This is a genomic window from Arthrobacter sp. FB24 (genome assembly GCF_000196235.1).
In the GTDB taxonomy this organism is placed as follows: domain Bacteria; phylum Actinomycetota; class Actinomycetes; order Actinomycetales; family Micrococcaceae; genus Arthrobacter.
The window spans coordinates 3,094,872-3,118,964 of sequence record NC_008541.1; the positions used below are offsets into that span (position 1 = coordinate 3,094,872).

Genomic DNA, 24,093 nt, shown 5'->3' on the forward strand with positions numbered 1-24,093 from the left:
TCTTGTCAAGAAATCAGGGTGCGCGTCATGATGTGCTGCTAGAACTGCCGCGTCACCCCGAACACGGGGCTCAGCAGCGTTCACTAGTGCCACGAGTGGCACTAGTGCTTAGTTCCTGCAATTAGTCTAGTTGCTGGTGCACGCGGGAAGCCCGGATGTGTCCCCGCCTGAACCGATCACGGTGACGGCTTCCCGTGCCTCGGCCAGGTTCTCGACTTTGACCACCTGCAGCCCGTCCGGAATGTGTCCCACCACTTCCGGGCAGTTGGCCGCCGGTGCCAGGAACACCTCCGCGCCGTCCGCCCTGGCCCCGTACATCTTCTGTCCGATACCGCCGATGGATCCCACGACGCCGTCGGGCGTGATGGTGCCGGTCCCGGCGATGTGTTTGCCTCCGGTCAGGTCCCCCGGGGTGACGGTGTCGATGATGCCCAGGGCGAACATCATGCCCGCGCTGGGGCCACCCACCTTGTCGAGGGAAATCTTCACGTCAAAGGGGAACTTGAAGTCGTACTGCAGCAGCACACCAAGGATGAACTTGCCTGCCGCGTTCTCCGTGGGGGTAATAGTTTCGGTCACCGGCGTTCCGTTCCGGTCGACGACGACGGTGGCCGGTTTGCCCTGCCCGGCGGCAAGTTCCTCCTGCACTACGCTGAGCGACGTCACAGGCTTGCCGTTCACAGTGTTGAACACATCGCCGGCCTGCAGCTTGCCGGCGGACGCCGACCGCTCCGCGAGGTCGGCCACCCGCAGTTTCTGCTCAAAGGGAATATCAAGCTCCTTCAGGGCGGACGCCGTGGCGTTCTCCTGGGAAGTGGTCATGGCCACAGCACTCTCCTGCTGGGATTCCTCCTTGGTGACCCCGCTCGGAAAGATGAGCTCTTCCGGATAAACAGCCTTCGACTTGTCCAGCCAGGCTGAGAAAGCCTCGAATACGCTGACCGGACCATTGGGTCCGCCGTCGACATAGACAGTGGTGAGGTCCAGGTTGCCCTTGGCCGGGAACGTCTCGCGGCCGGTCACGCTGATGACCGGTTTGCCGTTGTCGTTGGCGAGGGTGTTGAAGGTTGGCCCGGGCGATTCCACGACATAGGGCACGGGAAGGCTCGCGGCGGTGATACCCAGTGCCAGTGCCACCAGCCCGGAGGTCACCATGGCGGGGTAGCGGTTATCGCGTGCTTTGGCCCGGCGGGACTTGGGCCGGCGCAAAAGCCTGCCGCGCGGGCTACCGCTGCCGCTTCCGGATTCCGCCGGATCCCCCGGAACCTGGTCACCCTGAGTGATTGTCAATGAAGGACCTCTCCGTACCTGCGCCCGCGGACGCGGCCCCGTGGCTGAACCGGATCGCACTGACGGCAGCCTGCAAATATTCCGATTACTAACACTACGCGTTGAGCGGGCGGTGCCGCTCTTTGCCTACAGCGAACGGGGCCGGATTCGGCAGACAGCCGCCAAGGCACCGGGGTACCGTGAAGGTGAGCAACAGTCACACCGACGATCGGCGGGATCATGACCTCCAACCCACTCAATCCGTCCAATGGCGACGACGACAACCCCAAGGATCCGCTTGCGGAAATGCTTCAGAACCTTATGGGCGGGAAGGGCATGGGCGACATAGACCCCGCCGAGCTGGCCAAGGCCGCAGGCCTTCCTGACGATCCGAACCTGCTTGCCCAGATGTTCTCGCAGGTGCAGGCCATGATGAGCGCCCCCTCTGAAGGGCCCGTCAACTGGCAGCTTGCCCACGATAACGCGAGGCGGGTGGCGGCGAGCGGCTCCGACCCCTCTGTCACGGCGCAACAGTCGCGCGACATCGATGAGGCACTGCGTTTGGCCGAACTGTGGCTTGACCAGGTCACGGACCTCCCCGCGACAGGCCTGATCGGCCGGGCATGGTCCCGGGCGGAATGGGTGGAGGAGACGCTCGGCACGTGGAAGCGGCTCACCGAACCGGTGGCGAACAGCATTGCCAATGCACTGTCCACCGCCATGACCGAGCAGATGCCCGAAGAAATGAAGTCCATGATGGGCGGAGCTTCATCCATGCTGCAGAACATGGGCGGTGCCATCTTCGGCATGCAGCTGGGCCAGGCCATCGGCGCCCTGTCTGCGGAAGTAGTGAGTTCAACGGACATCGGGGTGCCGCTGGCCGACCTGGAAATGGCCCTTCTCCCGGCCAATGTGGCCAAGTTCGGCGAAGGCCTGAGCCTGCCCGAAAACGACATCCGGCTTTTCCTGGCGGTGCGGGAAGCAGCGCACGCCCGGCTCTTCGTCCAGGTGCCCTGGCTCCGCGGACACCTGCTGGGTGCCATCGAGGCCTACGCCCGTGGCATCCACATAGACACGTCCAAGATCGAGGAACTGGCGCGGGAAATCGACCCCAGCAATCCCGAAGGCATCCAGGAGGCGCTGTCCCAGGGCGTCTTCATGCCCCAGCGGACGCCCGCCCAGGAACAGGCACTGGAAAAACTGGAAACGGCGCTGGCGCTGGTTGAAGGCTGGGTGGACGAACTGACCGCAGCGGCCACGGAGAAGTTCCTGCCCTCGGCATCGGCACTGCGTGAAACGGTCCGGCGGCGCCGTGCCACCGGCGGTCCGGCAGAGCACGCCTTCTCGTCCCTGGTGGGCCTGGAGCTGCGTCCCCGCCGCCTTCGCGAGGCTGCCGCCCTGTGGGCCTCGCTCAAGGAAGAACGTGGCACCGAGGGCCGGGACGCCATCTGGCAGCACCCGGACCTCCTGCCCACAGGCGAGGACCTGGACGACCCGCAGGGGTTCAGTGCGCGGCGCAAGCTCGCCGAAGCGAGCGACACGGAGGTGGATGACGCCCTGCAGAAACTGTTGAACGGCGGATTCGACGAACCGGCCGCGGACGATGCAGCCCCCGACAAGGACAATGACGGCTCCGACACGGAAACGGGCGGTTCGGGCATGGACGACGACGGCGGGACGCCTCGGGCCTGACCTGCTGGCTTTCCTGCCCGCTAGCCGAGCACTGACGGAACGTTGGTTCCGTCAGTGCTCGTGCTGTCTCCGTCAACGTCCGGTGAGATTCCGCGGGACGTGGCGAACGCGACGCCCTCGAGGAACGCCTTGGCCCGCTGGGTTTCGGGGTAGGCCTCCAGGAGGCGCCAAAACGCGGCGTTGTGCCCGGCGACGAGCAGATGCGCCAGTTCGTGCAGCAGCACGTAGTCAATCACCCACTGCGGCATGGGCCGCAGCTTGTCCGAAAGCCGGATGGTTCCGTCCGCGGGTGTGGCCGAACCCCAGCGGGAATTCTGGTTGCTGACCCAGCGCACTGAAGTCGGCACGGAACGGCCCCCAAGGTACTTCGCCGACAGTTCGGCTGCGTGCGCGGCCAGGGCTGCGTCCGTGGCCGGCCTGCGCTGTCCTGCCCCGCGCGACCGCCGGGTTCCCTGCAGCCGGAGCTTCTCCAGCATCCGGTGGACCCATTCGCTTTCCTGTGCCTTGCTGAAATGCGCCGGGATGGCCACCACGGCCGTTCCGTTCTCCCAGAACGCGGCCACGGTCCGGCGACGGCGCGCGGAACGACGGACCAGCACCGGGGCGCCGTCGGAGGTAGTCTGCGGAATCGCCCGTGGTTGGGCGCTTCCGGCCATCAGGCGCTGCCGCTTTCCGTGAGGACCTCGAGCACGGCTTCGCCGTACTTCTCCAGCTTCGAGGGACCGATTCCGGCCAGCTGGGACAATTCCTCGAGGGACGCCGGCCGTGCCTCCGCGATCGCAGTCAACGTCGCATCGGTAAACACCACGAACGCCGGAACTTCGGCGGCAAGAGCCACATCCTTCCGCCACTGGCGCAGCGCGTCGAAGGTCTGTTCCTCGTAGCTCGGCGGGCACTGGCTGCAGCGGCCGACCTTGCGTTCGGCGCCGCTGGACAGCATGCTTCCGCAGACCCGGCACATCGCAGGTGTCGCTGCCTTCCGCCGCGGAGCGGGGCCCTTGCCGCGCGCCGTCGAACTGGCCACCGAGTCCGGCCGAAGGCCGTCCAGGAACCGCGACGGCTTCCGGTTTGCCCTGCCGCCGGGGGTCCGGGCCAACGACCAGGACAGCGATAAGTGCTCGCGCGCGCGGGTGATGCCCACGTACAGCAACCGGCGCTCCTCATCCACGTCCTCCGGGGAGTCGGCGAACGAGATCGGCATGAGCCCTTCGCAGAGGCCCACGAGGAAGACCGCATCCCATTCGAGCCCCTTGGCGGCGTGCAGCGACGCCAGGGTCACCCCTTGGACGGTGGGGGCATGCTGGGCAAGCGACCGTTCCTGCAGTTCGTTGACAAAATCCGAAAGGCTGAACTGCGGGCCCCGGCTCAGCACCAGCTCATCCGCCAGGGCAACCAGTGCCGCCAGCGACTCCCAGCGTTCCCGCAGCGCTCCGCCGTTGTGCGGGGCGGATTCCGTGTAGCCCAGGGACGCCACGATGTCCCGGACAAGCTGGCCCAGGCGCTCGGGTTCCGACGTTTCGGCAGCGGCCCGGGTGGCAGCCCTCAGCTGGAGGATTGCGTCCCGCACTTCCTTCCGGGCGAAGAACCGTTCCCCGCCGCGCAGCTGATAGCCGATTCCGGCTGAAGCCAAAGCCTGTTCATAGGCTTCGGACTGCCCGTTGGTGCGGAACAGCACGGCGATCTCGCTGGCCGGGGTGCCGGCGTCGAGCAGTTCGCGGATCTTGATAGCTACCGTCGCGGCTTCGGCTTCATCATCCGCGCACTCTGTGAACTGCGGCGGAGGCCCCGGCGGCCGTTGCGCGACGAGCTTGAGCGGCGCCGCCCACGCGGCGTCCGCCACGGGGCCGCCGCTGCGCCGTCCCGCGAGCAGGTCATTGGCGAGCTTTACCACCTGCGGCGTGGAGCGGTAATCCCGGATCAGCTTGACGACGTTGGCGCCGGGGTACATGGCTTTGAAACCGAGCAGGTGTTTGGGTGAGGCGCCGGTAAACGAGTAGATGGTCTGGCTGGCGTCGCCAACGACGCACAGCTCATCGCGTCCTCCCAGCCAGAGCTCCAGGAGCCGCTGTTGCAACGGCGAGACGTCCTGGTATTCGTCCACCACGAAGTGGCGGTATTGTTCGCGGACGGTAGCTGCCACCTTCGGGTCCTCCTGCAGGATCCCTACAGTGATTAGCAGGACGTCCTCAAAGTCGATGACGTTGCGGTCCGTTTTGACGTCCTCATAGGACTGGAACACCCGTGCCACAGCTGTCAGGTCGAACCCTCCGGGGTTGCCGCGGTCCTGCGCGTTCTCGAGGTAGTTCGCCGGCGTCAGCATGGACACCTTGGCCCACTCGATCTCGGAGGCGAGGTCCCTGATGGATGCACGGTCCGTGCTGAGCCGGAGTCGGCGGGCGGCCTCGGCGATCATCTGTGCCTTGTGGTCGAGGAGATTCGGCAGCGCCCCGCCGACGGCCTGCGGCCAGAAGAATTGCAACTGCCTCAGCGCGGCAGCGTGGAACGTCCTCGCCTGGACGTTGCCCACCCCGAGATCCCGGAGCCGGCTCCGCATCTCCGCCGCTGCGCGCGCAGTAAATGTCACGGCCAACAGCCGCTGCGGGCTGTAGACGCCTGAGTGCACGCCATAGGCGATGCGGTGGGTGATGGCGCGCGTCTTTCCGGTGCCGGCACCCGCGAGCACGCAGAGGGGTCCGTTCAGCGTGCTCGCAACCTCCCGCTGCTCGTCGTCCAAACCGCCGAGAATGCGCTCTTCCAAGGACCGGGTGTCCAGCAGGGCGGGATCGGGTGACGCGCCGTCGCCCGGCAGGGTGCGTTCAAAATTGTCAGTTGTCACTTGGTGCTCATGTCGATTGGTGCTCGGTGGATCAGTTCTGTCAGTCGGAGGTCCGCAGTGCGTGGTGAAGTCATTCGTCGGCCGGGCGGTCCTGGATGACGCCGCCGTACCAGTGCTCAATCAGGGAACGGGCGATGGACAGTCGGCTGGAAATAACGATCTCCCCGCTCAACACAGCGGCCTGGAGTTCCTCGCGGCTGAACCAGCGCGCCCGGGTGACCTCCACGCCGTCGGGCGTTGCCTCCGTATCCAGGGTCCTGGCCGTGAAACCCAGCATCAGCGAGGCGGGAAACGGCCAGGACTGGGAACCGAGATACTGGGTGGCCGTAATCCGAACACCAACTTCCTCCTGGATTTCGCGGACGACCGCCTGTTCCAGTGACTCGCCCGGCTCCACGAATCCGGCCAGGGTGGAATAGTTTTTCGCATCCAGTGGTCCGCCGCCGCCCAGCAGGAGCCTGTCATCCGGGCCGACCACCGTCACGATAATCGCGGGGTCCGTCCGGGGGTAGTGTTCGGAGTTGTCGACAGGACAGCGGCGGACCCATCCCCCTGCTTCCACGACCGTCGGGGCACCGCACCGCGGGCAATGAACGTGCGTGGCATGCCAGTTGGCGATGGCACTGGCTTCGATGAACAGGGCGGTGTCGGTGGCGTTCAGGCGGGCCGCCACGTCCCGGAACCCCGTCCACACGGCGTCCGACGGGATTCCGGCGATGCCGCGTTCGAACTGTTCCGCCCGGACCTCGAACGGCTCCGGCAGGACAAAAAGGACGATTTCCGTACCTTCGTCCAGGTGTGAGCCGGCGAGGGCGGAACCGAGGTAGATGGTCATCGACGGCGGTGTTCCGGCTTCGCCCAAGCTCTCCGCGAGCCCGGCGGCGTCCGTCAGCAGGAGGCTGTCGCCACGGACCAATGCCTGTCGGTGCGAGAGGACCATGGCCAGCGCCCGTCCTGAACCGACCACGGAGTCAACCATGCCCGGTTTCATCCGGGCGCCCGATCCCCTGTCAATAAGGGCCGGACGGACCGGAAGGACTGTGTCCATAAGGTGGTTCGCCGGGAGCCGCGTCAATGGCGGCGTGCTGCCCCGGGACGCATTTTCTGTTAACTGGTTTTTGGATGCCGGGGACTCCGCAAGACTCATGTACCCACCGTACTGACTCCGGCTGACAATTGATATTTGCTCCGGGCGCTACAGCCGCGCGGGGAAGCGTTCCACGTGCTGCCTTGGCAAGGGAAATCGTCACGATCTGGAGACTCGCCGTAGTACATCGCCATGTTGGGCGCCAGTCAATCTACCGTGGATGGGTGAGAAGAAAACCGATCGAACTGGCAGCTGTAGCAACCGCGGCAGTCCCCGGACTGACGCCCACCGCCGTGAGTTCCGCCCCCGACGATCCGGCGGACTTCGATTCGGCACTTCTCCTGGATTCCGAAGGGAAGCAGTGGCGGGTACGCTCACCGCGCCACGCGGAGGCCAGCGCCCGGCTGGAAACGGAGTTCATGGTCCTCCGCGCGTTCGCCCCGGGAATCAGGGCCGAGCTGCCCTTCCTGATGCCCACGGTGGCAGGGACCGTCCGGCAGGGCGCGCTGAGCACGTTTGTATACTCGCATCTGGCTGGCACCACCCGCAGCGTGGAAGAGCTGACTGCGGGACCGGAAGGCCTCGCCCGGGAAGTGGGCGCGGCACTGGCTGCGATACATGACCTTCCCCGGACCCTGGTCAGCAACGCCGACCTCCCCAGCTACACCCCCAACGAGTTCAGGCAGCGCAGGCTCAATGAACTCGACCAGGCCGCAACCACGGGGAAGATCCCTCCCGTGCTGCTGCGCCGCTGGGAGCACGCCTTGGAGGATGTGTCCCTATGGCGGTTCAATCCCTGCGTGGTCCATGGCGACCTGCACGAAGACAACATCCTGGTTGAGGGCCAGCGCGTGACGGCTGTGACCGGGTGGACAGATTTGCGCATCGGCGATCCCGCCGACGACATGGCGTGGCTGGTGGCCTCCAATGAACAGGGTTTTGTCGACGCCGTGTTGCGCCATTACACATCGAGCCGCAGGGATGCACCCGATGCCCACCTGCTGCGCCGGGCGGCGCTCTCTGCCGAGTTCGCGCTCGCCCAGTACCTGGTCAAGGGGCTGGCCGCCGGGGACCAGTCCATGATCGGCGAAGCCGAGGAAATGCTGGCGTCGCTGGCCGCGGACATCGCTGAGCACGGCGGTCAGCCCATCAGCGTGGAACCGTTGCCGCAGTCCGTCCCGGCCGTGCAGGTGGAACCTGTGCCGCTGGACGAACCGTCAACGGCCGCCGCCATGCCCGCCGTGCACGTGGCACCCATCCCGGTCGAACAGTCCGCCGAACCCGATGCCCCGGCATCGGGACCAGCACCAGCGGACAGCGACTCCGGCCGGGCTGCTGACGGGCCGGGAGAAACAGCTCCCCCGGCCCCGCCTGCAGCAGACGACACGTCCACCGCTGCCCTCAAGATTGTGGACGCGAAGTCCCACTAGCGGGGCCGGAGGCGTTGAGCAGGGCTGTCGTTCCGCCGAGGGCAGCCGTAACGATGTCCTCGAGCTGCTCGGCTGTGCCAAGGTCGTGGGGGCGCACCACCTGGTTTTCCCCCACGTAGTAGAACGCTGCCCGGACACTGTCGAGCGGAACTCCCTTGAGCCGCGCCCAGGCAAGACGATAGACGGCCAGCTGGACAGCCTTCACCTTCAACTGTCCCGCGGCCGGGCGTCGGCCCGTCTTCCAGTCCACCAGGTCCCAGCCGCCGTCGGCGTCCCGGAACACGGCATCGATCCGGCCACGCACCACAACCTCCCCTATGCGCGTCTCCACCGGAACCTCCACATGGGCGGGAGCACGGTGCGCCCACTCCGAATTCCTGAATGTTTCCACCATGGAATCCAGCCCGTAGGCCTCGTCAATGTGGCTGTCCGAACCGGGGGCCTCATCCAGCTCCAACATGCCCGCCTTACCGAAGTGCTCTTCCACCCAGGCGTGGAAAGCCGTTCCTTTACGGGCGGACATCCCCGGTTCCCTGGGAACCGGCCGCCGCAGCCGCGCAAGCACTGCTGCAGGATCGTCACCGAGATCCACGAACGTTGACGCGGAAATGTGGCCCGGCAGGTGGACGTCCTGCACGGTGGCCCTGCGATGGCGGCGCTCCAACAACAGGTCAGCTTCCTTCGCCCAGTTGGCCGCGAAGCTCCGGAGCTGCCGGGGCCCCTCCCCTGCGTCCGAATCCGCCGCCGGCTCCGTATCGGGGCCAGCGGCCAAGGCTTCGCGGACCCGCCCGGCGGCTGCCTCCATCGCTGCCCGCCGTCCCGGAACCAGCCTGAGCCTGGCACCGGTGCGCGGATCGGCCGGTCCTTCCAACGGGTCATACGGCCAGTGGGCCAGTTCGAGGTCCTGGGTCAACGGACTTTCTGCCGGCACTAATGATTCCTCCACCGATGCGGCATGCACGACGGCGGCGGTCCCGGCCGCCGCTTCCGTCCGCCCGCGGGTGCTGCCCTCCGCCGCCACGGTTTCGGCTTCACCTGCCCCGATCCCTGCAAGGGGCGCCAGCTCCGAGAGGAATGGCGACATCTCCGCCATACCGGCCCGGGAACCGACCCAGGCCGCGCTCGAAACCCACAGCACGAACTTAGCCCGGGTGTACGCCACGTAGGCGAGCCTGCGTTCTTCGGCCTCTCCGTGCGCCTGGACGTCGGCTTTGAAGTTCTTTTCGGCGTCCAGCCAGCCCTTTTGATCCGGCTGGTCCGTGTCCCACTGGGGCAGGTCGGCACGGTCTCCCCGCAACGGCCAGGGCAAGGCAGCGCTTCCGCTGCTCCACCGCGAATCCCGGCTGCTCGGAAACGCTCCGGCGTTCAGGCCGGGAACGAACACAACGTCCCACTCCAGGCCCTTTGACGCGTGCACCGTCAGCAGCTGCACCGCTTCGTGGTTGACCTCCGGGGCCGCGACGTCCAGCCCGCCCTCTTCCGTTGCCGCTGCTTCCAGCCAGGCCAGGAACGCGAGGACATCGACGCGGTGCGAGGTGTGGAGGAATCCTGCCGCGGCATCGTGGAATGCGTCCAGGTTTCGCCGGGCCTGGTGGATGCTGACGCCGGGGCGGGCCGCCACCTCGATGTCGAGGAGCATGGCCCGTTCCACTTCGCCCAGAAGCGTCGTGAGGTCATCGCCCATAAATCCGCGGAGCTGCCGGAGTTCGGCCGACAAGGCATGCAGCCGGTCGAGGGCTGCAGGGCTCAGCGTCCGGCCGTGGGCCGAGGTCCATCCTTCCCGCGGCAGCCAGTCCAAGGCTTCCACAAGGCTCGGCGAATCGGTGATGTCGCTCTCGATCACCGCGGCGTCCGGATCGTCAGCTTCATCTGCGTCCGTCCGCGGATTCCCCCGGCGGCGCGCGAGGAATGATGACCAGTCCCGGAATGCCATGAGGTCAGCCGGGCCAATGCGCCAGCGCGCTCCGGCCAGAAGCCGCATGAGGCTATCCGAACGTCCCGGATCCGCGAGTACTCGCAGCGTGGCGACCAGATCCACGATCTCCGGGGTGTCCAAGAGGCCACCGAGGCCCACGATTTCGTAGGGGATCCCGCGCAGCTCGAACTCACGCCGGACGCATTCCATCTGTGCGCGGCGCCTGCACAGGACCGCCATCGCAGGAGCTACGCGGTCGGCGCCGACGGGTTCCTCGAAATCTGTGAGGCGGTAGCGCAGGACATCCGCTGCGATGGCCCTGGCCTCATCCTCATCCGTCGCAAAGCGTCCGATGACAACCTTCCCCTCGGCCGCAGCCGGACTGGGCTGCAGCGGCGGGACCTCCACGGAACCCGCCGACTGCCGCTCCCCCGCCGGGCCGGCTTGCAGCGCGGCGGCGCTAAGGGGCGCCGAAATAACGTTGGCCGCGGAAAGGATGTTGCGCCCGTTACGCCACGCGGTTGTCAGGTAGGAGGTGGGTGCCACGGCAAACGAATCGCCGGCCAGGGCAGGGAACTCCCGAACAAAATGGAAGAGCTGGCCGGCAGACGCCCCCCGGAACCCGTAGATCGACTGGTTGGGGTCGCCCACGGCTGTCACGGCGTGGCCGCCGCCGAATAGCCTGGAAAACAGCACTAGCTGGGCATGCGAGGTGTCCTGGAATTCGTCGAGCAGCACCACTTTGAACCGCTGGCGTTCCACTTCGGCGGCCAGCGGAATCTCACTGGCGACCCGCGCGGCGAGCGCCACCAGGTCACCAAAATCCAACGCCCCGCGGACCCGCTTCGCGTCAGCATACCTGCCCACCATTTCGGCGACGCTCGCCCTGGTGCGCAGCATGGCGCCGAGTTCTCCGGCAGCCTGTGTCGGGTTCTTTTTGGCCCCGGCCACGTAGGGCAGGCCTTCAAATTCCGCGACCCGCTCCATCAGCCATTCCTGCACCTCGGCCGGATCGCGCAGGTGTTCGGCACACTCGCCCGCGAGCTGGATGACGGCTTTGACGAGCGTCGATTTGGCAGCACGGAAATGTTCGTATTCGCCGTCGAAAGCCTCAACAACTTCGCTAGCCAGCTGCCAGGCCTGCGCCCCGCCCAGGAGGACAACATCACGTTCGACACCGAGCCGGAGCCCGTAGTCGGACACGATGCCGCTGGCGTAGGAGTGGTACGTGGAAACTTTAGGTTCCAGGGCATCCTCGCTGAGCAGGCCCTCGGGAAATATCCTGTGGCCGGTGTCCTCCGCCGCAATCCGTTGCAGGGCCGAGAGCTTGGATCGGATCCGGCTGGCCAGTTCCCCGGCCGCCTTGCGCGTAAACGTCACGCCCAGGACTTCTTCCGGCCGGACCCAGCCGTTGGCAACAAGCCACACCACACGATCCGCCATGGTGGCGGTCTTGCCGGACCCGGCACCGGCAATAACCAGCCGCGGGGTGAGCGGCGAGGAAATGATGGCGGACTGCTCAGCGGTGGGGCTGTTGCGTTCGCCCAGCATGGCAGTCAGCTCTTCCGGGGAAAACCGGGCGGGCGGGACGTCGGGTGGCGTAGTCATTCAGTAACCTGCTTTCCGCGCGGACAGAGAGGACAGACCTCCGGCAGCCGGCAGCCATGGCCGCCGTGACCAGATTTTGCCGGATCGTGGCGCGCCTCGAAGACACTGCCGGACATGAGCCGTGCGGCATCGTTCACCATGTCGAGTGCCCAGTTGTTGTCGGAGCCGTCCAGCGGCTCCTGGACCTGGATGCCCGGGCTTTTACTGCTCGTGCCAAGCTGGGCAAGGACAGCGCCACCCGGCTGACTATCGCCGGACTGAAGGTCACCTTCCGCCGTGCCGGGTTCGGTGAACCCCCCGGCCACTACCGCGGCCTGGTAAGCACCCAGCTGGGGATGGCGGGCCAGGTCTGCCTTCGACGGCTGGCGTTTGCCCGTTTTGAGGTCCACGATCACCAGGCGTCCTTCGGCATCGATCTCCAGGCGGTCCACCTGACCGCGGAGTACCGCGGATCTGACCTCGGGCTCAGCATCGGTTGCCGCAGGTACCAAGGTTTCCGGCTGCGGGATGTCCACGATGTCTGGCAGTTTCACTTCGAAGTCCCGCTCGACGCCGACAAGGCTCCTGCCTTCGCTGCGCATGACCAGGACGTACTGGGCGAGCTTCCGGACCATTCCCTCGGCACGCTGGAAATCCAGCTTGCCTTCCCAGTTATCCTTCATGCCGAGGGCCGGCCACCGCCGGACCAGTTCCACGAGGTATTCCGAGCCCGAAGCGTCCGGGAGATCCTGTGCGATGGCGTGGACCAGTGTTCCCAGACTCCTGGCGAAGTCGGTGGCTGCTTCACCACCGACAGCCTGGATGAACCAGTCAAGGGGCGACTTTTGGACGGATTCCACCTTGGACGGCGAAACGAACACTGTTCCTCCGGGCGGAACGATCCGTTCCTCCGAAGACAGGGCAGCGAGGCCCCACCAGGAATCGGGATGGGCGCCGGGAACGGAAGGCTCGGCAGCGGCGAGCCTTGCCAGGACCCTGGCTGCTTCGACGGATTCAGCGGCAAACCTCCCGTCAAGCTGCGCGTGCTGCCGAAGTTCGGCCACGAGGGCGCGGAGGGTCATGGGACGTTCCACCGGGGTGAAGGTCCGCCGGTCCTGCCCGGGATGCAGCGGTGCGACGTAGTCGAGGAAGGAGGAGGGCTGTTCGTCCTCTGACGACACGGCGGTGCAGATTAGCAGTTCGCGGGCACGGGACACCGCTGTGGAAAAGCTGCGGAGTTCGTCGTACCGGATTTCCCGCAACCTACTGATTGGCCCGAGTTGCAGGGCGTGGTCCACCCCGTGCTCCACGGCGTCGGCGAACAGCGTGCTGCCCAGGAGTTCTCCCCGGAGCCTGGTGTTGGGCCACACTCCTTCCTGCAGGCCGGCGATGATGACCACAGGCCATTCACGTCCGGCGGCACTCGCCGGCGTCATGAGTTCAACGGCATCCTCCAGCTGCGCGCGCGCCGCCAGGGTGTCCATGGGCAGCTCCTGGCTGAGCAGGTACTCAAGGAACTGGTCCGGCCCTGACCCCGGCAACTGGTCAACATAGCGTTCGGCTGTGTGGAACAGGGCCATCATGGCGTCCAGGTCGCGGTCTGCCCGCGCCCCCGCCGCTCCGCCGGCCAGTGCCGCGTCAGTCCAGCGTGCGGCAAGCCCGGTGGAGTTCCACAATGCCCAAAGCACCGTCTCCGCGTTTGCCCCCGGTGCCCGGGCCGCCTCCCGGCCGGCCTCGATCATCCGCGCCACACGCCTCGCGGAGCGGCCCTCGATACCTGTGGTGGCCAAGGCGCCCGGTTCAAGCAGCGACTCGACCAGCAACGCATCACTGGTGCGGCCACCGCCGCCGAGGATCTCCTCGCGGCGCAGCGACTGGCGCAGCCGGCGCAGCTCGATGGAGGTCGCTCCGCCGATCCGGGATGTCAGCAGTGCCACTGCCGCTTCCGGGGTCAGCACCGCGGGATCCAGCGCCACAGCATAGGCATCAAGCAGGGGGCGGACCGCCACTTCGTCCCGGACGGCGGACTCCGCTACAGGAACGCGGACGGGAATGCCGTGGCCGGCCAAGTGCCGTTGCAGCTGGTTCAGCTGCCCGCCGTTACGCACGATCACCGCGATGTCGCCGAGCTCACGACGGTCGTTCAGGTGCGCGTCCAGGATGCGCTGGGCTACGTAGCGCAGCTCTTGGACCGGCGACGGAAGGATATGGCCCTCGACTCCGCCGCATGCCGGGACCGCGCCGGACTCGGGACGGTTGGATGGCGGTTCGGCGCTCTCCAACCTGCGCGCCGACTGGCTGCCTGCCCGTTGGGAGATCCGTCCCGCCACCGAAAGCCAGGCCTGGGCGACGGCGGGAGTATGGCGGTGCGTACGCCAGAGCGGGCGCTCCAGGGCAGTACCCGGTGCGGCGGCATCCCGGGGGCTGCGTCCGGTTGCGTCCGCTGGAGCCAGCAGGTGGGGCAACTCAGCTGTGAGGTCAGGGCGGGCGCCGCGGAAACCTTGGACGACAGTGTCCGGGGAGAATGCCACGTAGGCGTCCTTGCCTGCCGCGATATCCGCCAACAGTTCGAATACCGCCGGGTTGGCTTCCTGGATGTCGTCCACCAGGATCAGCTGGAGGCGTTCCCGCTCGGCGGCCAGGAATTCGGGGGCGTCCTGGAAGATCTGGCGGGCCGCCGTGATGATTCCGGCGGGGTCGAATGCCTCCGGCATCCGCAGGTCCAGGACGTCGCGGTACTCGGCGTACAGTGCGGCCGCAGCGATCCAGTCGGGACGGTTGCACTGCTGGGCCAAAGCCACCAGGTCGGCGGGCGTCCGGCCGGATTCGATGATCCGGTCAAAGAGCTGGCGTACTTCCTGACGGAAACCACGGGTTTCCAGAGCGGCACCGAGATCGTCCGGCCACGGCAGCTCAAGGCCCGGCAGGGTGTGTCCTTCCAACAGTTCCTTGATAATTAGGTCCTGCTCGGGTCCGGACAGCAGACGTGGCGGCCGCGGCAGCGGGAGGATGCCTTCCGCCTTGGCACGCCGGATCAGGTCGAAGGCATACGATGCCCAGGTGCGTGCCGGCGTCGTGCTCAGGCTCCGGTTGAGGCGGGCCGTGAAACGGTCCCGGAGCGAGTCTGCAGCGAGGCGGCTCGGGGCCAGCACGAGCATTCTTTCCGGATCCAGGCCGTCGCGCTCTGCCCGGCGCACTGCTGCTTCAATGAGCACAGTGGATTTTCCCGTCCCGGGAGCACCCGGAACCAGCACCGGGCCGGACCCGTGGGGGACGTCCACGGCCGCCTGCTGGTCCGGTGTGAGGACAGGAACGGCGCTGTGGGCCTGGCGGGGAGGGAGGAGTCTCAGGCCGGCGGGCGATCCGGCTGGCCTGGCGACTGTTAGCTGGCCGGGCTGCCCATCTGCCCTCCGGCCGGACTGGACTCGTGGCCCGGAACGGACCTCCGGGGAATCGCTGGTAAGTGTCACACAGTCATTTCATCATCGGGGGCGGACATTTTATGGAGCCGCCGCTCCAACCGCTCTGCAATCAGGTCAATGAGGTCAAAATCACCGTCGACGGGGGCCCACCTTGCCTCGGTAAGGTCAACGCGCCACCGGCCTTCCCCGGTCCGGAGGAAGTCCAGGTAGCGGCCAAGAAGCGGAGTGCCTTCCTGGATGTAGAAGTTCAAGGCTTCGGTTTCCAGCCCCTGCGGTGCTTCGCCGTTTGCCCTCAACACGCGCCACCAGGGAACGGAACTGCCGTGGTGGCTCATGACGGAGCCCACCTGCCGTGCGCCGCCTGACCCGAGGAGCTCAGCAACATCCCCATACGCCACAGCTGATCCCGGAGGAACGAGCTGAACCAGGGCCAGCACCGCCTCGACATACTCCGTGCGCATGGATCCAGCGTAGCGGGTACCTTGTGGCGGCACGCCACCGGCCTGGCACAAAACTGTCGGTGGCAGCAGGTAGTTTTGAAGCATGAGCAGCAGGAACACCATCACCACGAGTAGCACCAGCACCGCCACCACGGCTACCGGCACGTGGGACAAGCGGCCGCGGGCTGCATTCGACTTGGAGACCACCGGCCGCAACTCGCGCGCCGCGCGGATTGTCACGGCGTCGGTCACGGTGGTGGACGCGGACGGAAGTGTCATCACGGAACATGAGTGGCTCGCGGATCCTGGAATCGAGATCCCCGCCGAAGCCAGCGAAGTCCACGGCGTCACAACCGAAAGAGCCCGGCTGGAGGGCCGTCCGGCCGCGGAGGTGACCCGCGAACTGGCCTCGGTGCTGCAGGGGTTGTTCGACGACGGGATCCCGGTTATTGCGTTCAACGCAAGCTATGACTTCACGGTGCTGGCTGCCGAATCGGCCCGCTACGGCATTCCGCAGCTGAACCGCTTCCCCGTGCTGGATCCCTACATCATGAACAAGCAGGTGGACCGGTTCCGCAAGGGCAAGAGGACGCTGACCGCACTGTGCGAGGAATACAAGGTCAACCTTGACAACGCCCACACGTCCGCCGCGGACGCCCTCGCGACGCTCCGGATGCTTGACGCCATGGCCGGCAAGTTTCCCAAGCTGCGAATGGCAGCCGGGCAGCTCCATCAGCTGCAGGTCGGCTGGGCGGCCAGCCAGGCCGCAGACTTCCAGACCTATCTGCGCAAGACCAAGCCCGCCGCCGTGATAGAGGGCGAATGGCCCGTCCTCCCCCCTGAAGACGCCAGCAAGGGCGACTTTTAGCCACTGCCCCGGGCTGGGCACCCGGGAGAGGCCCGCCCCCTGGGATGAGGATCACAGTCTCCGGCGCGTTCAGCTACCGGCAGCTTCGTCCCCTCCAATTTGGCCTGCCCCTGTGGGGCCGCACGAGTAGCGCCACCGGGGGGTCTCGGCGCACTTTTATGCGGGCAGCAGCACCCCAAGCCGAATATTATGCGGAAGTGGCTCGCTTCAGGGTCCGCTGACATAATTAAGTTCAAAAGCGTGCTTGTGCTATGCCCTGCCCGAGGCCAACTCCTGAGGATAAATGATCACAGTTACTGACCTTCGAAAGGTCTACCGCCAGGGGAAAAAGGAAGTCTTGGCCCTCGACGGCGTCACCCTTTCCGTTCCCAAAGGTTCCATTCATGGAATCATTGGCCATTCAGGCGCCGGAAAGTCCACCCTGGTGCGCTGCCTCACTCTGCTGGATCGTCCGACGTCCGGCTCGGTCAGCATCGACGGCACAGAATTGAGCTCCGTCCGGGACTCCGAAATCCGTGCGGCGCGGCGCCGCATCGGCATGGTTTTCCAGCATGCCAACCTCATGGATTCACGCACTGCGGCCGGCAACGTGGCCCATCCCCTGGAGCTCGTCAAAACGCCGAAGGACAAGATCCGGGCCAAGGTGTCCGAGCTGTTGTCCCTCGTAGGACTCGAAGGCTTCGAGAACGCCTACCCCTCCCAGCTTTCCGGTGGCCAGCGCCAGCGCGTTGGCATCGCCCGGGCCCTGGCCGCCGACCCCGATGTGCTCTTATGCGATGAGCCGACCTCGGCCCTGGACCCCGCGACCACTGATGAAATCCTGGACCTGATCCAGGACCTCACCAAGCGCTTGCAGCTGACGGTGCTGATCATCACGCACGAAATGAACGTCGTGAAGCGCGTTTGCGACTCGGTCTCCCTGCTGTCCAAGGGCCGGATCATCGAGCACGGCGCCCTCAAGGACGTGGCCGGAGACCTCGAGAGCAAACTGGCCAAGGCGCTCCTGCCCCTGCCGGCGTCCGAACCCCTGAAGGGGGCGCTTCAGGGCGGACCGGTCCTGGAAATCCTGTTCGCCGGTGACAATGCAAAGGAACCTGTCCTCACCGGCGTAGCGCGGCACTTTGACATCGACCTGAATGTCCTGGCCGGCAGCGTCGAGACCCTGGGCGGCCAGCAGTTCGGGCACCTCCGTGTGCAGCTCGCTGAAAATGCGGACTACGACGCCGTCCTCAACTACCTCCACCAGCGCGGAATAGGCGCAAAACTGGCCGCGACCAGCACAGCAGCCGGCGACCCCCTCGATTCGGACCCTGCAGAAGCGGATGCTGCTGAATTGAACGACGTGACGGGAAGGAACCCATGAACGACATTTTCAGCAACCCCGTCCTTGCCAAGGCCCTGCCCGAAGCAATCGTAGAAACCCTGCAGATGGTCGGAATTTCGGCCTTCTTTACAGTGCTGGTTGGGCTTCCCCTGGGCGTCTTCCTGCACGTCACGGCGCCGGGCGGCCTGCGTCCGATGCCTGTCACCAACCGGATCATGAGTGACGTGATCGTCAACATCACCCGCTCCATCCCGTTCGCAATCCTGATGGTCGCCCTCATCCCGCTGGCCCGCCTGCTGACCGGCACGAGCCTGGGACCGGTGGCGGCCTCGGTATCGCTGTCCATCGGCACCATTCCGTTCTTTGCACGCCTGGTGGAGACCTGCCTCCGGGACGTCCACCATGGCAAGATCGACGCCGCCCAGGTCATGGGTTCCACCAAGATGCAGGTCATCAACAAGGTGATGCTGCGCGAATCACTCCCGGCCCTGGTAGCCGCCACGACCACCACCGTGGTCACCCTGGTGGGGTACTCGGCCATGGCCGGCCTGGTGGGCGGCGGAGGACTGGGGAAGCTGGCGTACAACTACGGCTTCCAGCGCTTCGATGTCACGGTCATGATCGTGACCATCGTGCTGATCATCGTCCTGGTGCAGGTCATCCAGCTCGTGGGCGAACAGATCTCCCGCAGCCTCGACCACCGCTAAGCCATTACCACCGCTAAACCCTCACCATCAGCCGTCGTCCAACGGCCACGGCGATCTTCACCGCAGCAGGTAGCCTCCCGCTGCATCTGTGCCGGAGCGGGCGCCGGGCGCAAGCCCGCCGTCGAACTCCCAGCAATTCGAAAGGAACGCATCCGATGCGTAAATCACTCTCCCTCCTGGCCACCGGTATAGTCACCGCACTGGCGCTGACGGCCTGCGGCGGCTCGTCCAGCCCCAGCTCCGAGGCCACGACCCTTGACCCCGCCAAGCCCGCCACCCTGACCGTCGGCGCCAGCCCGGTCCCGCAGGCGAAGATCCTGGAGTTCATCAACCAGGACCTCGCGCCGAAGGCCGGCCTGAAGCTGGACATCAAGGAAATCGAGGACTACCAGACGCCGAACACCGCCCTGAGCGACGGCTCGCTGGACGCCAACTACTACCAGCACCTGCCGTGGTTTGAGGACCAGGTCAAGACCAAGGGCTACAAGTTCGGCCACGGCGAAGGCGTCCACATCGAGCCGTACGCCGCGTTCTCGGAAAAGGTCAAGGACATCAAGGACATCCAGGAGGGTGCCAAGGTTGCCATCACGAATGACCCTTCCAACCAGGTCAGGGCCCTCAAGGTCCTCCAGGTAGCCGGGCTGGTGAAGGACATCAAGGATGATTCCTCCGTGCTGACCCTGACTGACGAGCAGAACCCCAAGAAGCTGAAGTTCTCCGAGAACCAGCCTGAACTGTTGATCAACGACCTCAAGGACCCGTCAGTGGACCTGGCGCTCATCAACGGCAACTTCATCCTGAAGGCCGGCCTGAGCACCAAGGACGCCCTCGCAGTGGAGTCCGTGGAGAACAACCCCTACGCGAACTTCCTGGCCTGGCGCGAGGACTCCAAGGACGACGTCCGGATCAAGAAGCTGGATGAACTCCTGCACTCCCCCGAGGTCAAGGCCTTCATCGAGAAGGAATGGCCCAACGGTGACGTGACGGTGGCCTTCTAAGCCTCCGTTTCACAGCTTTAGCAAAAGTCCCCGCCTCCCGGACGTTTCCCCTTCGCTTTTAGCGGGGACTCGTGCGGGAGGCGGGGACTTCTGTTGTGAGCCGTTACAGCCCGGCCGGCACCGCTGCCGACGCTGCAGCCCTGGCTGCGGCGGGAAGTGCGTCGAAGATCCGGTTCATGGCGGCGTCGTCGTGGGCGGCGGAAAGGAACCAGGCTTCGAAGACAGACGGCGGCAAGTAGACCCCGGAGTCCAGCATCGAATGGAAGAACGGCGCGTACCGGAACACTTCCTGGCCCTGGGCGTCGTCGTAGTTGTGGACGCCCCGCGCCGAGGTGCCGAAGGCCACCGAGAACAGGTTGCCGGCCCGCTGGATGGAATGGTCCACCCCGGCGGCATCCAGTGCCGAGGACAGCGCAGCGGAAAGCTCCAGCGAGCGTGCGTCGATGAACGAGTACACCTCAGGGGTGGCATGGGCCAGGGTGGCGACGCCGGCTGCCATGGCGACGGGGTTTCCGGACAGGGTGCCTGCCTGGTAGACGGGACCGAGCGGCGCAAGGTAGTCCATGATGTCGGCACGGCCGCCGAGAGCCGCCGTCGGCATGCCCCCGCCAATGACTTTGCCGAAGGTGAGGAGGTCCGGGCTCCACGGTTCGGCGGCGTCTGCCGCACCGCCGGTGAGGCCCCAGTAGCCCGAGTATCCGGTACGGAAGCCGGTGAGGACTTCGTCCACGATAAGCAGGGCGCCGTGTTCGCGGGTAATCCGCGAAAGTCCGGCGTTGAAGCCTTCGCCGGGCGTAACCACACCCATGTTGGCGGGTGCCGCCTCCGTAATGACGGCGGCGATGTTGCTGCCATGGGCGGCGAACGCGGCCTCCACGGCGGCGAGGTCGTTGTACGGAAGGACCAGGGTCTCGGCGGCGGTGGCGGCCGTGACGCCGGCGGAACCGGGCAGCGCCAGGGTGGCCACACCGGACCCGGCCGCGGCCAGGAGCCCGTCGAGGTGGCCGTGGTAGCAGCCGGCGAACTTGATTACCAGGTCGCGTCCGGTGAAGCCGCGGGCCAGGCGGATGGCGGTCATGGTGGCTTCAGTTCCGGTGGACACCATCCGGACGCGTTCGGCAGCCGGCACCCGTTCCTTGACGATCGCAGCCAGGTTGGCTTCGTCCGGAGTAGAGGCACCGAACGAGAGTCCGCGGTCCACGGCGGCGTGGACCGCCTCGAGCACGGCCGGGTGGGCGTGGCCGAGCAGCGCGGGACCCCACGAGCACACCAGGTCCACATACTCGGCACCGTCGGCATCGGTCAGGTACGCGCCTTTTGCGGACACCATGAACCGGGGGGTCCCGCCCACGGAGCCGAAAGCCCGGACGGGGGAGTTGACGCCGCCCGGCATGAGCTGGCGTGCACGGTCGAAGAGTGCCTCATTGCGAGGAGAGCTGGAAGTCATGGTTCCTATTCTTTCAGTTTCCGGATGCGTGCCCGGACAGGAGCTGGGCCACCCTGGGTGCCACCGCTGTACCAAGCAGTTCAATGGACCGCATCATCGCGGTATGGGGCAGGGAGCCGCTGCTGTACTTGAGATCAAAGCGGTCCACGCCCAGGTTCCGTTTGAGCAGGACGATCTTGCGCGCAACCGTCTCCGGTGACCCCACATAGAGGGCGCCCTCGGGGGTGCACATGGCGTCGAATTCGTGCCGGCTTCCCGGACCCCAGCCGCGTTCGGCTCCGAGCCTGTTCCGGAGTCCCAGCCAGTGCGGGAAGAACTCCTCGCGCGCTTCCTCGTCTGTTTCGGCCACATGTCCGGGCGAATGGGTGGCCACCTGCTGCATCGGGTGTCCGTATTTGGCCATGGCCTCGCGGTAAAGGTTGGCCAGCGGAGCGAAGGATCGCGGTTCGCCGCCGATGATCGCGAAAATAATCGGGTAGCCGTATTGCGCGCAGCGCAGCACGGACTCAGGGGTTCCGCCTACGCCGATCCAGGCCGGCAGCAGATGGTGCTCCAGCGGCGGATAGACGCTCAGCCCGTTGATGGCCGGACGGGTCCGCCCTTCCCAATGGACGGGCTTCTGCGCGCGGACCTTGTCAAAGAGCTCGAGCTTTTCCTCGAAGAGGATCTCGTAGTCGGCAAGGTCCAGGCCAAACAGCGGGAAGGATTCAATGAAGGACCCGCGGCCCAGCATGACTTCCGCGCGGCCGCTGGAGATGGCATCCACCGTGGAGAAACGCTGGAAGACGCGGATGGGGTCATCCGAGCTCAGCACGGTCACGGCCGACCCCAGCCGGATGCGCTTGGTCCGCGCTGCGGCGGCGGCCAGGAACACCTCGGGTGCCGAGACGGCGTAGTCCTTGCGGTGGTGCTCCCCCACGCCAAAGGCATGGAGTCCGACGTCGTCCGCCAGCTCCGCCTGTTCCAGCAGCTGGCGAAGCACTTGCGCGTGCGGCACCGGGTGCCCGTCGGGGTACACCCCGACGTCGCCAAAAGTGTTCAGGCCGAGCAGCACCTTCCCGGGGCCGACGGGAGCGGTGGGGCTGTGGGCGGGCGCCGCGGCGGGGGCCAAAGGCCCGGCGTCTCCGGTACCGGACGCCTCGCTCATCGGGACTCCTTCAGCCAGCCGGCGAGCTCGGACGCCCAGTAGGTCAGGACCATGTTGGCTCCGGCCCGCTTGATGCCGAGCACGGATTCGGTAATGGCCGCGCGCCGGTCGATCCAGCCGTTGGCGGCGGCCGCCTCGATCATGGAGTACTCCCCCGAGATCTGGTAAGCAGCCACGGGCACGGTGCTGATGGCCGCGACGTCGGCGAGGATGTCCAGGTAGCTCATGGCGGGTTTCACCATCACCAGGTCGGCGCCTTCGGCCAGGTCCAGCTCCACTTCGAGGAGGGCCTCGCGGCGGTTGGCGGAGTCCATCTGGTACGTGCGGCGGTCGCCCTTGAGCTGGGAATCCACGGCTTCCCGGAACGGACCATAGAACGCGGAGGCGTACTTTGCGGCGTACGCCACCACGGCCGTGTTGGTGTGCCCGGCGTCTTCCAGCGCCTGCCGGATCACGCCGATCTGGCCGTCCATCATTCCCGAGGGGCCAAGCATGTGCGCCCCGGCGTCCGCCTGCGCCACGGCCATCGCCGCGTAGATCTCCAGCGTCGCGTCGTTGTCCACGTAGCCTTCGTCATCGAGGACGCCGCAGTGGCCGTGGTCGGTGAATTCGTCCAGGCACACGTCGCTCATGACCACCAGGTCATCGCCCACTTCAGCGCGGACGTCCCGGATGGCCTTGTTGAGCACTCCGTCGGGATCCAGCGACGCGGTACCCCGGGCATCGCGCTCGGCGGGGATGCCGAAAAGCATGATTCCGCCGACACCCAGTTCCACGGCCTCGGCCGCTGCCTTCTTGAGCGAATCGGTGGTGTGCTGCACCACGCCGGGCATGGAGGCGATGGGGTTGGGTTCCGTGAGCCCCTCGCGGATGAACGCGGGAAGGATCAGCTCCGGGGCCGCCAGTCGGTTTTCGGCCGTCATCCTGCGCATGGCCGGGGTGGTGCGGAGCCGGCGGGGGCGGTGGGTCGGGAAGCTCATGTTCTGTCCTTCACGTAGGTCTCGGTGGCGGGCGGTGGGGTGGCATGTCCTGGTGCAAGGGCCTCGATGACGGCGGACACCAGGCCGGATGTTGTTGGTTCCTCAGCGACGGCGGCCACCGGCAGGCCCAGCGACTCCGCCTCAGCTGCCGTTGAACGTCCGATCGCCACGAACCTGCACTCGCCGAGCGGCGACAGCCCCGCATGGATGCGGCGGGCAGCGCTGGGTGAAGCAGCGACGACGGCGTGGAGCCGCCCGGCGTCGAGCTCGGCTTTTGCTTCGGCAGGGGTGAGCACTCCAGTGCCCGGGGGCGCGGCTGACGCATCGTTGCCGACGGAAGGGGTGAAGCTGCGGGCCGGATCGGCCGGATAGTCCACCGTGTGATAGGCGGTGACAGCCTGAACCCTGGCGCCTAGTGATTCCAGCCCCTCGGCAAGCCGGGCATCTGCTATGTCTGCCTGGGGCAGGAATACGCTGCCCTGGCCTTGCGGCCAGATGTCCAGGAGTCCGACGCCGGACTGGAGCCGGGCCGGGGCCAGGTCAACAGTGATTCCGCGTAATTCCAGTTCGCGACGTGTGGCGGGGCCAATGGTGGCCACTTGGAGGGAGCCGGGCAGCCACCGGCTCAGCGTGGAGCCCCGTTCACGGGCGAGCTCCTCGAGGGCCTGCACGGTGGTGACGCTGCTGATCACCAGCCAGGTGTACGCGCCGGCGCCCAGGGCGTCGAAGGCGACTTCCAAGGAGTGCAGGTCCCGGGCGCGTTCGAAGTCGATCAGCGGCAGCAGCAGCGGTTCGGCGCCGGTTTCCCGAAGGGCCGCGAGGAGCGCCCCTGCCCGGTCCGGGCTGCGTGTGACCAGGACGCGGGCGCCCTCGAGGACGCGCAGCCCGTGGCGGCCCTCACCGCGGGCACTGCGCCGCCCCATCATCTGCCCGGCTCCGCCGGT

17 protein-coding genes are annotated in these 24,093 nt (G+C 66.5%); 6 read left to right on the forward strand and 11 right to left on the reverse strand.

Features of this window, described 5'->3' with window-relative positions:
- Positions 1 to 126: 126 nt before the first annotated feature.
- Positions 127 to 1,290, reverse strand: coding sequence for a YlbL family protein (locus ARTH_RS13970; protein ID WP_011692590.1), 1,164 nt, complete (start codon positions 1,288 to 1,290; stop codon positions 127 to 129).
- Positions 1,291 to 1,509: 219 nt separating this feature from the next.
- Here ARTH_RS13970 and ARTH_RS13975 point away from each other — a divergent pair, with 219 nt between their 5' ends.
- Positions 1,510 to 2,961: a zinc-dependent metalloprotease gene (locus ARTH_RS13975; protein WP_011692591.1), complete on the forward strand. Its 1,452-nt coding sequence runs from the start codon at positions 1,510 to 1,512 to the stop codon at positions 2,959 to 2,961.
- A gap of 20 nt (positions 2,962 to 2,981) precedes the next feature.
- Here ARTH_RS13975 and ARTH_RS24485 read toward each other — a convergent pair whose 3' ends face one another.
- From ARTH_RS24485 to nudC, 3 genes are all read right to left on the reverse strand, one after another.
- Positions 2,982 to 3,617, reverse strand: coding sequence for a M48 metallopeptidase family protein (locus ARTH_RS24485; protein WP_011692592.1), 636 nt, complete (start codon positions 3,615 to 3,617; stop codon positions 2,982 to 2,984).
- Positions 3,617 to 5,797 (reverse strand): ATP-dependent DNA helicase UvrD2, encoded by a 2,181-nt coding sequence (locus tag ARTH_RS13985; RefSeq protein WP_011692593.1) that lies wholly within the window; start codon positions 5,795 to 5,797, stop codon positions 3,617 to 3,619. Before ARTH_RS13985 ends, ARTH_RS24485 begins: the two co-directional genes overlap by 1 nt.
- Before the next feature lie 70 nt (positions 5,798 to 5,867).
- Entirely contained in the window at positions 5,868 to 6,944 is a 1,077-nt protein-coding gene (gene nudC / locus ARTH_RS13990; RefSeq protein WP_011692594.1) for an NAD(+) diphosphatase, read from the reverse strand.
- 164 nt (positions 6,945 to 7,108) lie between these two features.
- Here nudC and ARTH_RS13995 point away from each other — a divergent pair, with 164 nt between their 5' ends.
- Positions 7,109 to 8,314, forward strand: coding sequence for a macrolide 2'-phosphotransferase (locus ARTH_RS13995; protein WP_011692595.1), 1,206 nt, complete (start codon positions 7,109 to 7,111; stop codon positions 8,312 to 8,314).
- Here ARTH_RS13995 and ARTH_RS14000 read toward each other — a convergent pair.
- The 3 genes from ARTH_RS14000 to ARTH_RS14010 form a co-directional block, all read right to left on the reverse strand.
- Positions 8,286 to 11,837, reverse strand: a complete 3,552-nt coding sequence (locus ARTH_RS14000; RefSeq protein WP_011692596.1) for an ATP-dependent helicase — start codon at positions 11,835 to 11,837, stop codon at positions 8,286 to 8,288. The genes ARTH_RS13995 and ARTH_RS14000 overlap by 29 nt on opposite strands.
- Complete coding sequence (locus ARTH_RS14005) at positions 11,834 to 15,166, reverse strand: ATP-dependent helicase (RefSeq protein ID WP_052309795.1); 3,333 nt, start codon at positions 15,164 to 15,166, stop codon at positions 11,834 to 11,836. Before ARTH_RS14005 ends, ARTH_RS14000 begins: the two co-directional genes overlap by 4 nt.
- 116 nt (positions 15,167 to 15,282) lie before the next feature.
- Positions 15,283 to 15,699, reverse strand: a complete 417-nt coding sequence (locus ARTH_RS14010) for an MGMT family protein (protein WP_011692598.1) — start codon at positions 15,697 to 15,699, stop codon at positions 15,283 to 15,285.
- 82 nt (positions 15,700 to 15,781) lie between these two features.
- Between ARTH_RS14010 and ARTH_RS14015 the strand changes: the two genes are divergently transcribed.
- The 4 genes from ARTH_RS14015 (at position 15,782) to ARTH_RS14030 (ending at position 19,575) form a co-directional block, all read left to right on the forward strand.
- Positions 15,782 to 16,546: a 3'-5' exonuclease gene (locus ARTH_RS14015; protein WP_011692599.1), complete on the forward strand. Its 765-nt coding sequence runs from the start codon at positions 15,782 to 15,784 to the stop codon at positions 16,544 to 16,546.
- Between the two features lie 283 nt (positions 16,547 to 16,829).
- Positions 16,830 to 17,909 carry a methionine ABC transporter ATP-binding protein gene (locus ARTH_RS14020; RefSeq protein WP_011692600.1) on the forward strand — a complete coding sequence of 360 codons (1,080 nt, stop codon included), beginning with the start codon at positions 16,830 to 16,832 and terminating at the stop codon, positions 17,907 to 17,909.
- Positions 17,906 to 18,577: a methionine ABC transporter permease gene (locus ARTH_RS14025; protein ID WP_011692601.1), complete on the forward strand. Its 672-nt coding sequence runs from the start codon at positions 17,906 to 17,908 to the stop codon at positions 18,575 to 18,577. Before ARTH_RS14020 ends, ARTH_RS14025 begins: the two co-directional genes overlap by 4 nt.
- A gap of 155 nt (positions 18,578 to 18,732) precedes the next feature.
- A complete protein-coding gene (locus ARTH_RS14030) occupies positions 18,733 to 19,575 on the forward strand; it encodes a MetQ/NlpA family ABC transporter substrate-binding protein (protein ID WP_011692602.1) in 843 nt (280 codons plus the stop codon).
- A 103-nt stretch (positions 19,576 to 19,678) separates the two neighbouring features.
- On the opposite strand, the gene hemL is transcribed toward ARTH_RS14030, so the two are convergent.
- From hemL to ARTH_RS14050, 4 genes are read right to left on the reverse strand one after another with little or no spacing between them, the layout of a single operon-like run.
- Entirely contained in the window at positions 19,679 to 21,022 is a 1,344-nt protein-coding gene (gene hemL / locus ARTH_RS14035; RefSeq protein WP_011692603.1) for a glutamate-1-semialdehyde 2,1-aminomutase, read from the reverse strand.
- A 13-nt stretch (positions 21,023 to 21,035) separates the two neighbouring features.
- A complete protein-coding gene (locus ARTH_RS14040) occupies positions 21,036 to 22,169 on the reverse strand; it encodes an LLM class flavin-dependent oxidoreductase (RefSeq protein ID WP_011692604.1) in 1,134 nt (377 codons plus the stop codon).
- Positions 22,166 to 23,149 (reverse strand): porphobilinogen synthase, encoded by a 984-nt coding sequence (gene hemB, locus ARTH_RS14045; RefSeq protein ID WP_011692605.1) that lies wholly within the window; start codon positions 23,147 to 23,149, stop codon positions 22,166 to 22,168. The genes ARTH_RS14040 and hemB overlap by 4 nt, the downstream gene beginning before the upstream one ends.
- The gene (locus ARTH_RS14050) at positions 23,146 to 24,075 is read right to left on the reverse strand and encodes a uroporphyrinogen-III synthase (RefSeq protein WP_011692606.1); all 930 of its coding nucleotides are present in this window, start codon (positions 24,073 to 24,075) and stop codon (positions 23,146 to 23,148) included. Before ARTH_RS14050 ends, hemB begins: the two co-directional genes overlap by 4 nt.
- Between the last annotated feature and the right edge of the window lie 18 nt (positions 24,076 to 24,093).

Coding starts and splice junctions, on each gene's coding strand:
- ARTH_RS13975 (WP_011692591.1), top strand. CDS start 1,510: ATGACCTCCAACCCACTCAATCCGTCCAATGGCGACGACGACAACCCC.
- ARTH_RS24485 (WP_011692592.1), bottom strand. CDS start 3,617: ATGGCCGGAAGCGCCCAACCACGGGCGATTCCGCAGACTACCTCCGAC.
- nudC (WP_011692594.1), bottom strand. CDS start 6,944: ATGAGTCTTGCGGAGTCCCCGGCATCCAAAAACCAGTTAACAGAAAAT.
- ARTH_RS14000 (WP_011692596.1), bottom strand. CDS start 11,837: ATGACTACGCCACCCGACGTCCCGCCCGCCCGGTTTTCCCCGGAAGAG.
- ARTH_RS14010 (WP_011692598.1), bottom strand. CDS start 15,699: ATGCGCACGGAGTATGTCGAGGCGGTGCTGGCCCTGGTTCAGCTCGTT.
- ARTH_RS14015 (WP_011692599.1), top strand. CDS start 15,782: ATGAGCAGCAGGAACACCATCACCACGAGTAGCACCAGCACCGCCACC.
- ARTH_RS14020 (WP_011692600.1), top strand. CDS start 16,830: ATGATCACAGTTACTGACCTTCGAAAGGTCTACCGCCAGGGGAAAAAG.
- ARTH_RS14025 (WP_011692601.1), top strand. CDS start 17,906: ATGAACGACATTTTCAGCAACCCCGTCCTTGCCAAGGCCCTGCCCGAA.
- ARTH_RS14030 (WP_011692602.1), top strand. CDS start 18,733: ATGCGTAAATCACTCTCCCTCCTGGCCACCGGTATAGTCACCGCACTG.
- hemL (WP_011692603.1), bottom strand. CDS start 21,022: ATGACTTCCAGCTCTCCTCGCAATGAGGCACTCTTCGACCGTGCACGC.
- ARTH_RS14040 (WP_011692604.1), bottom strand. CDS start 22,169: ATGAGCGAGGCGTCCGGTACCGGAGACGCCGGGCCTTTGGCCCCCGCC.
- hemB (WP_011692605.1), bottom strand. CDS start 23,149: ATGAGCTTCCCGACCCACCGCCCCCGCCGGCTCCGCACCACCCCGGCC.
- ARTH_RS14050 (WP_011692606.1), bottom strand. CDS start 24,075: ATGATGGGGCGGCGCAGTGCCCGCGGTGAGGGCCGCCACGGGCTGCGC.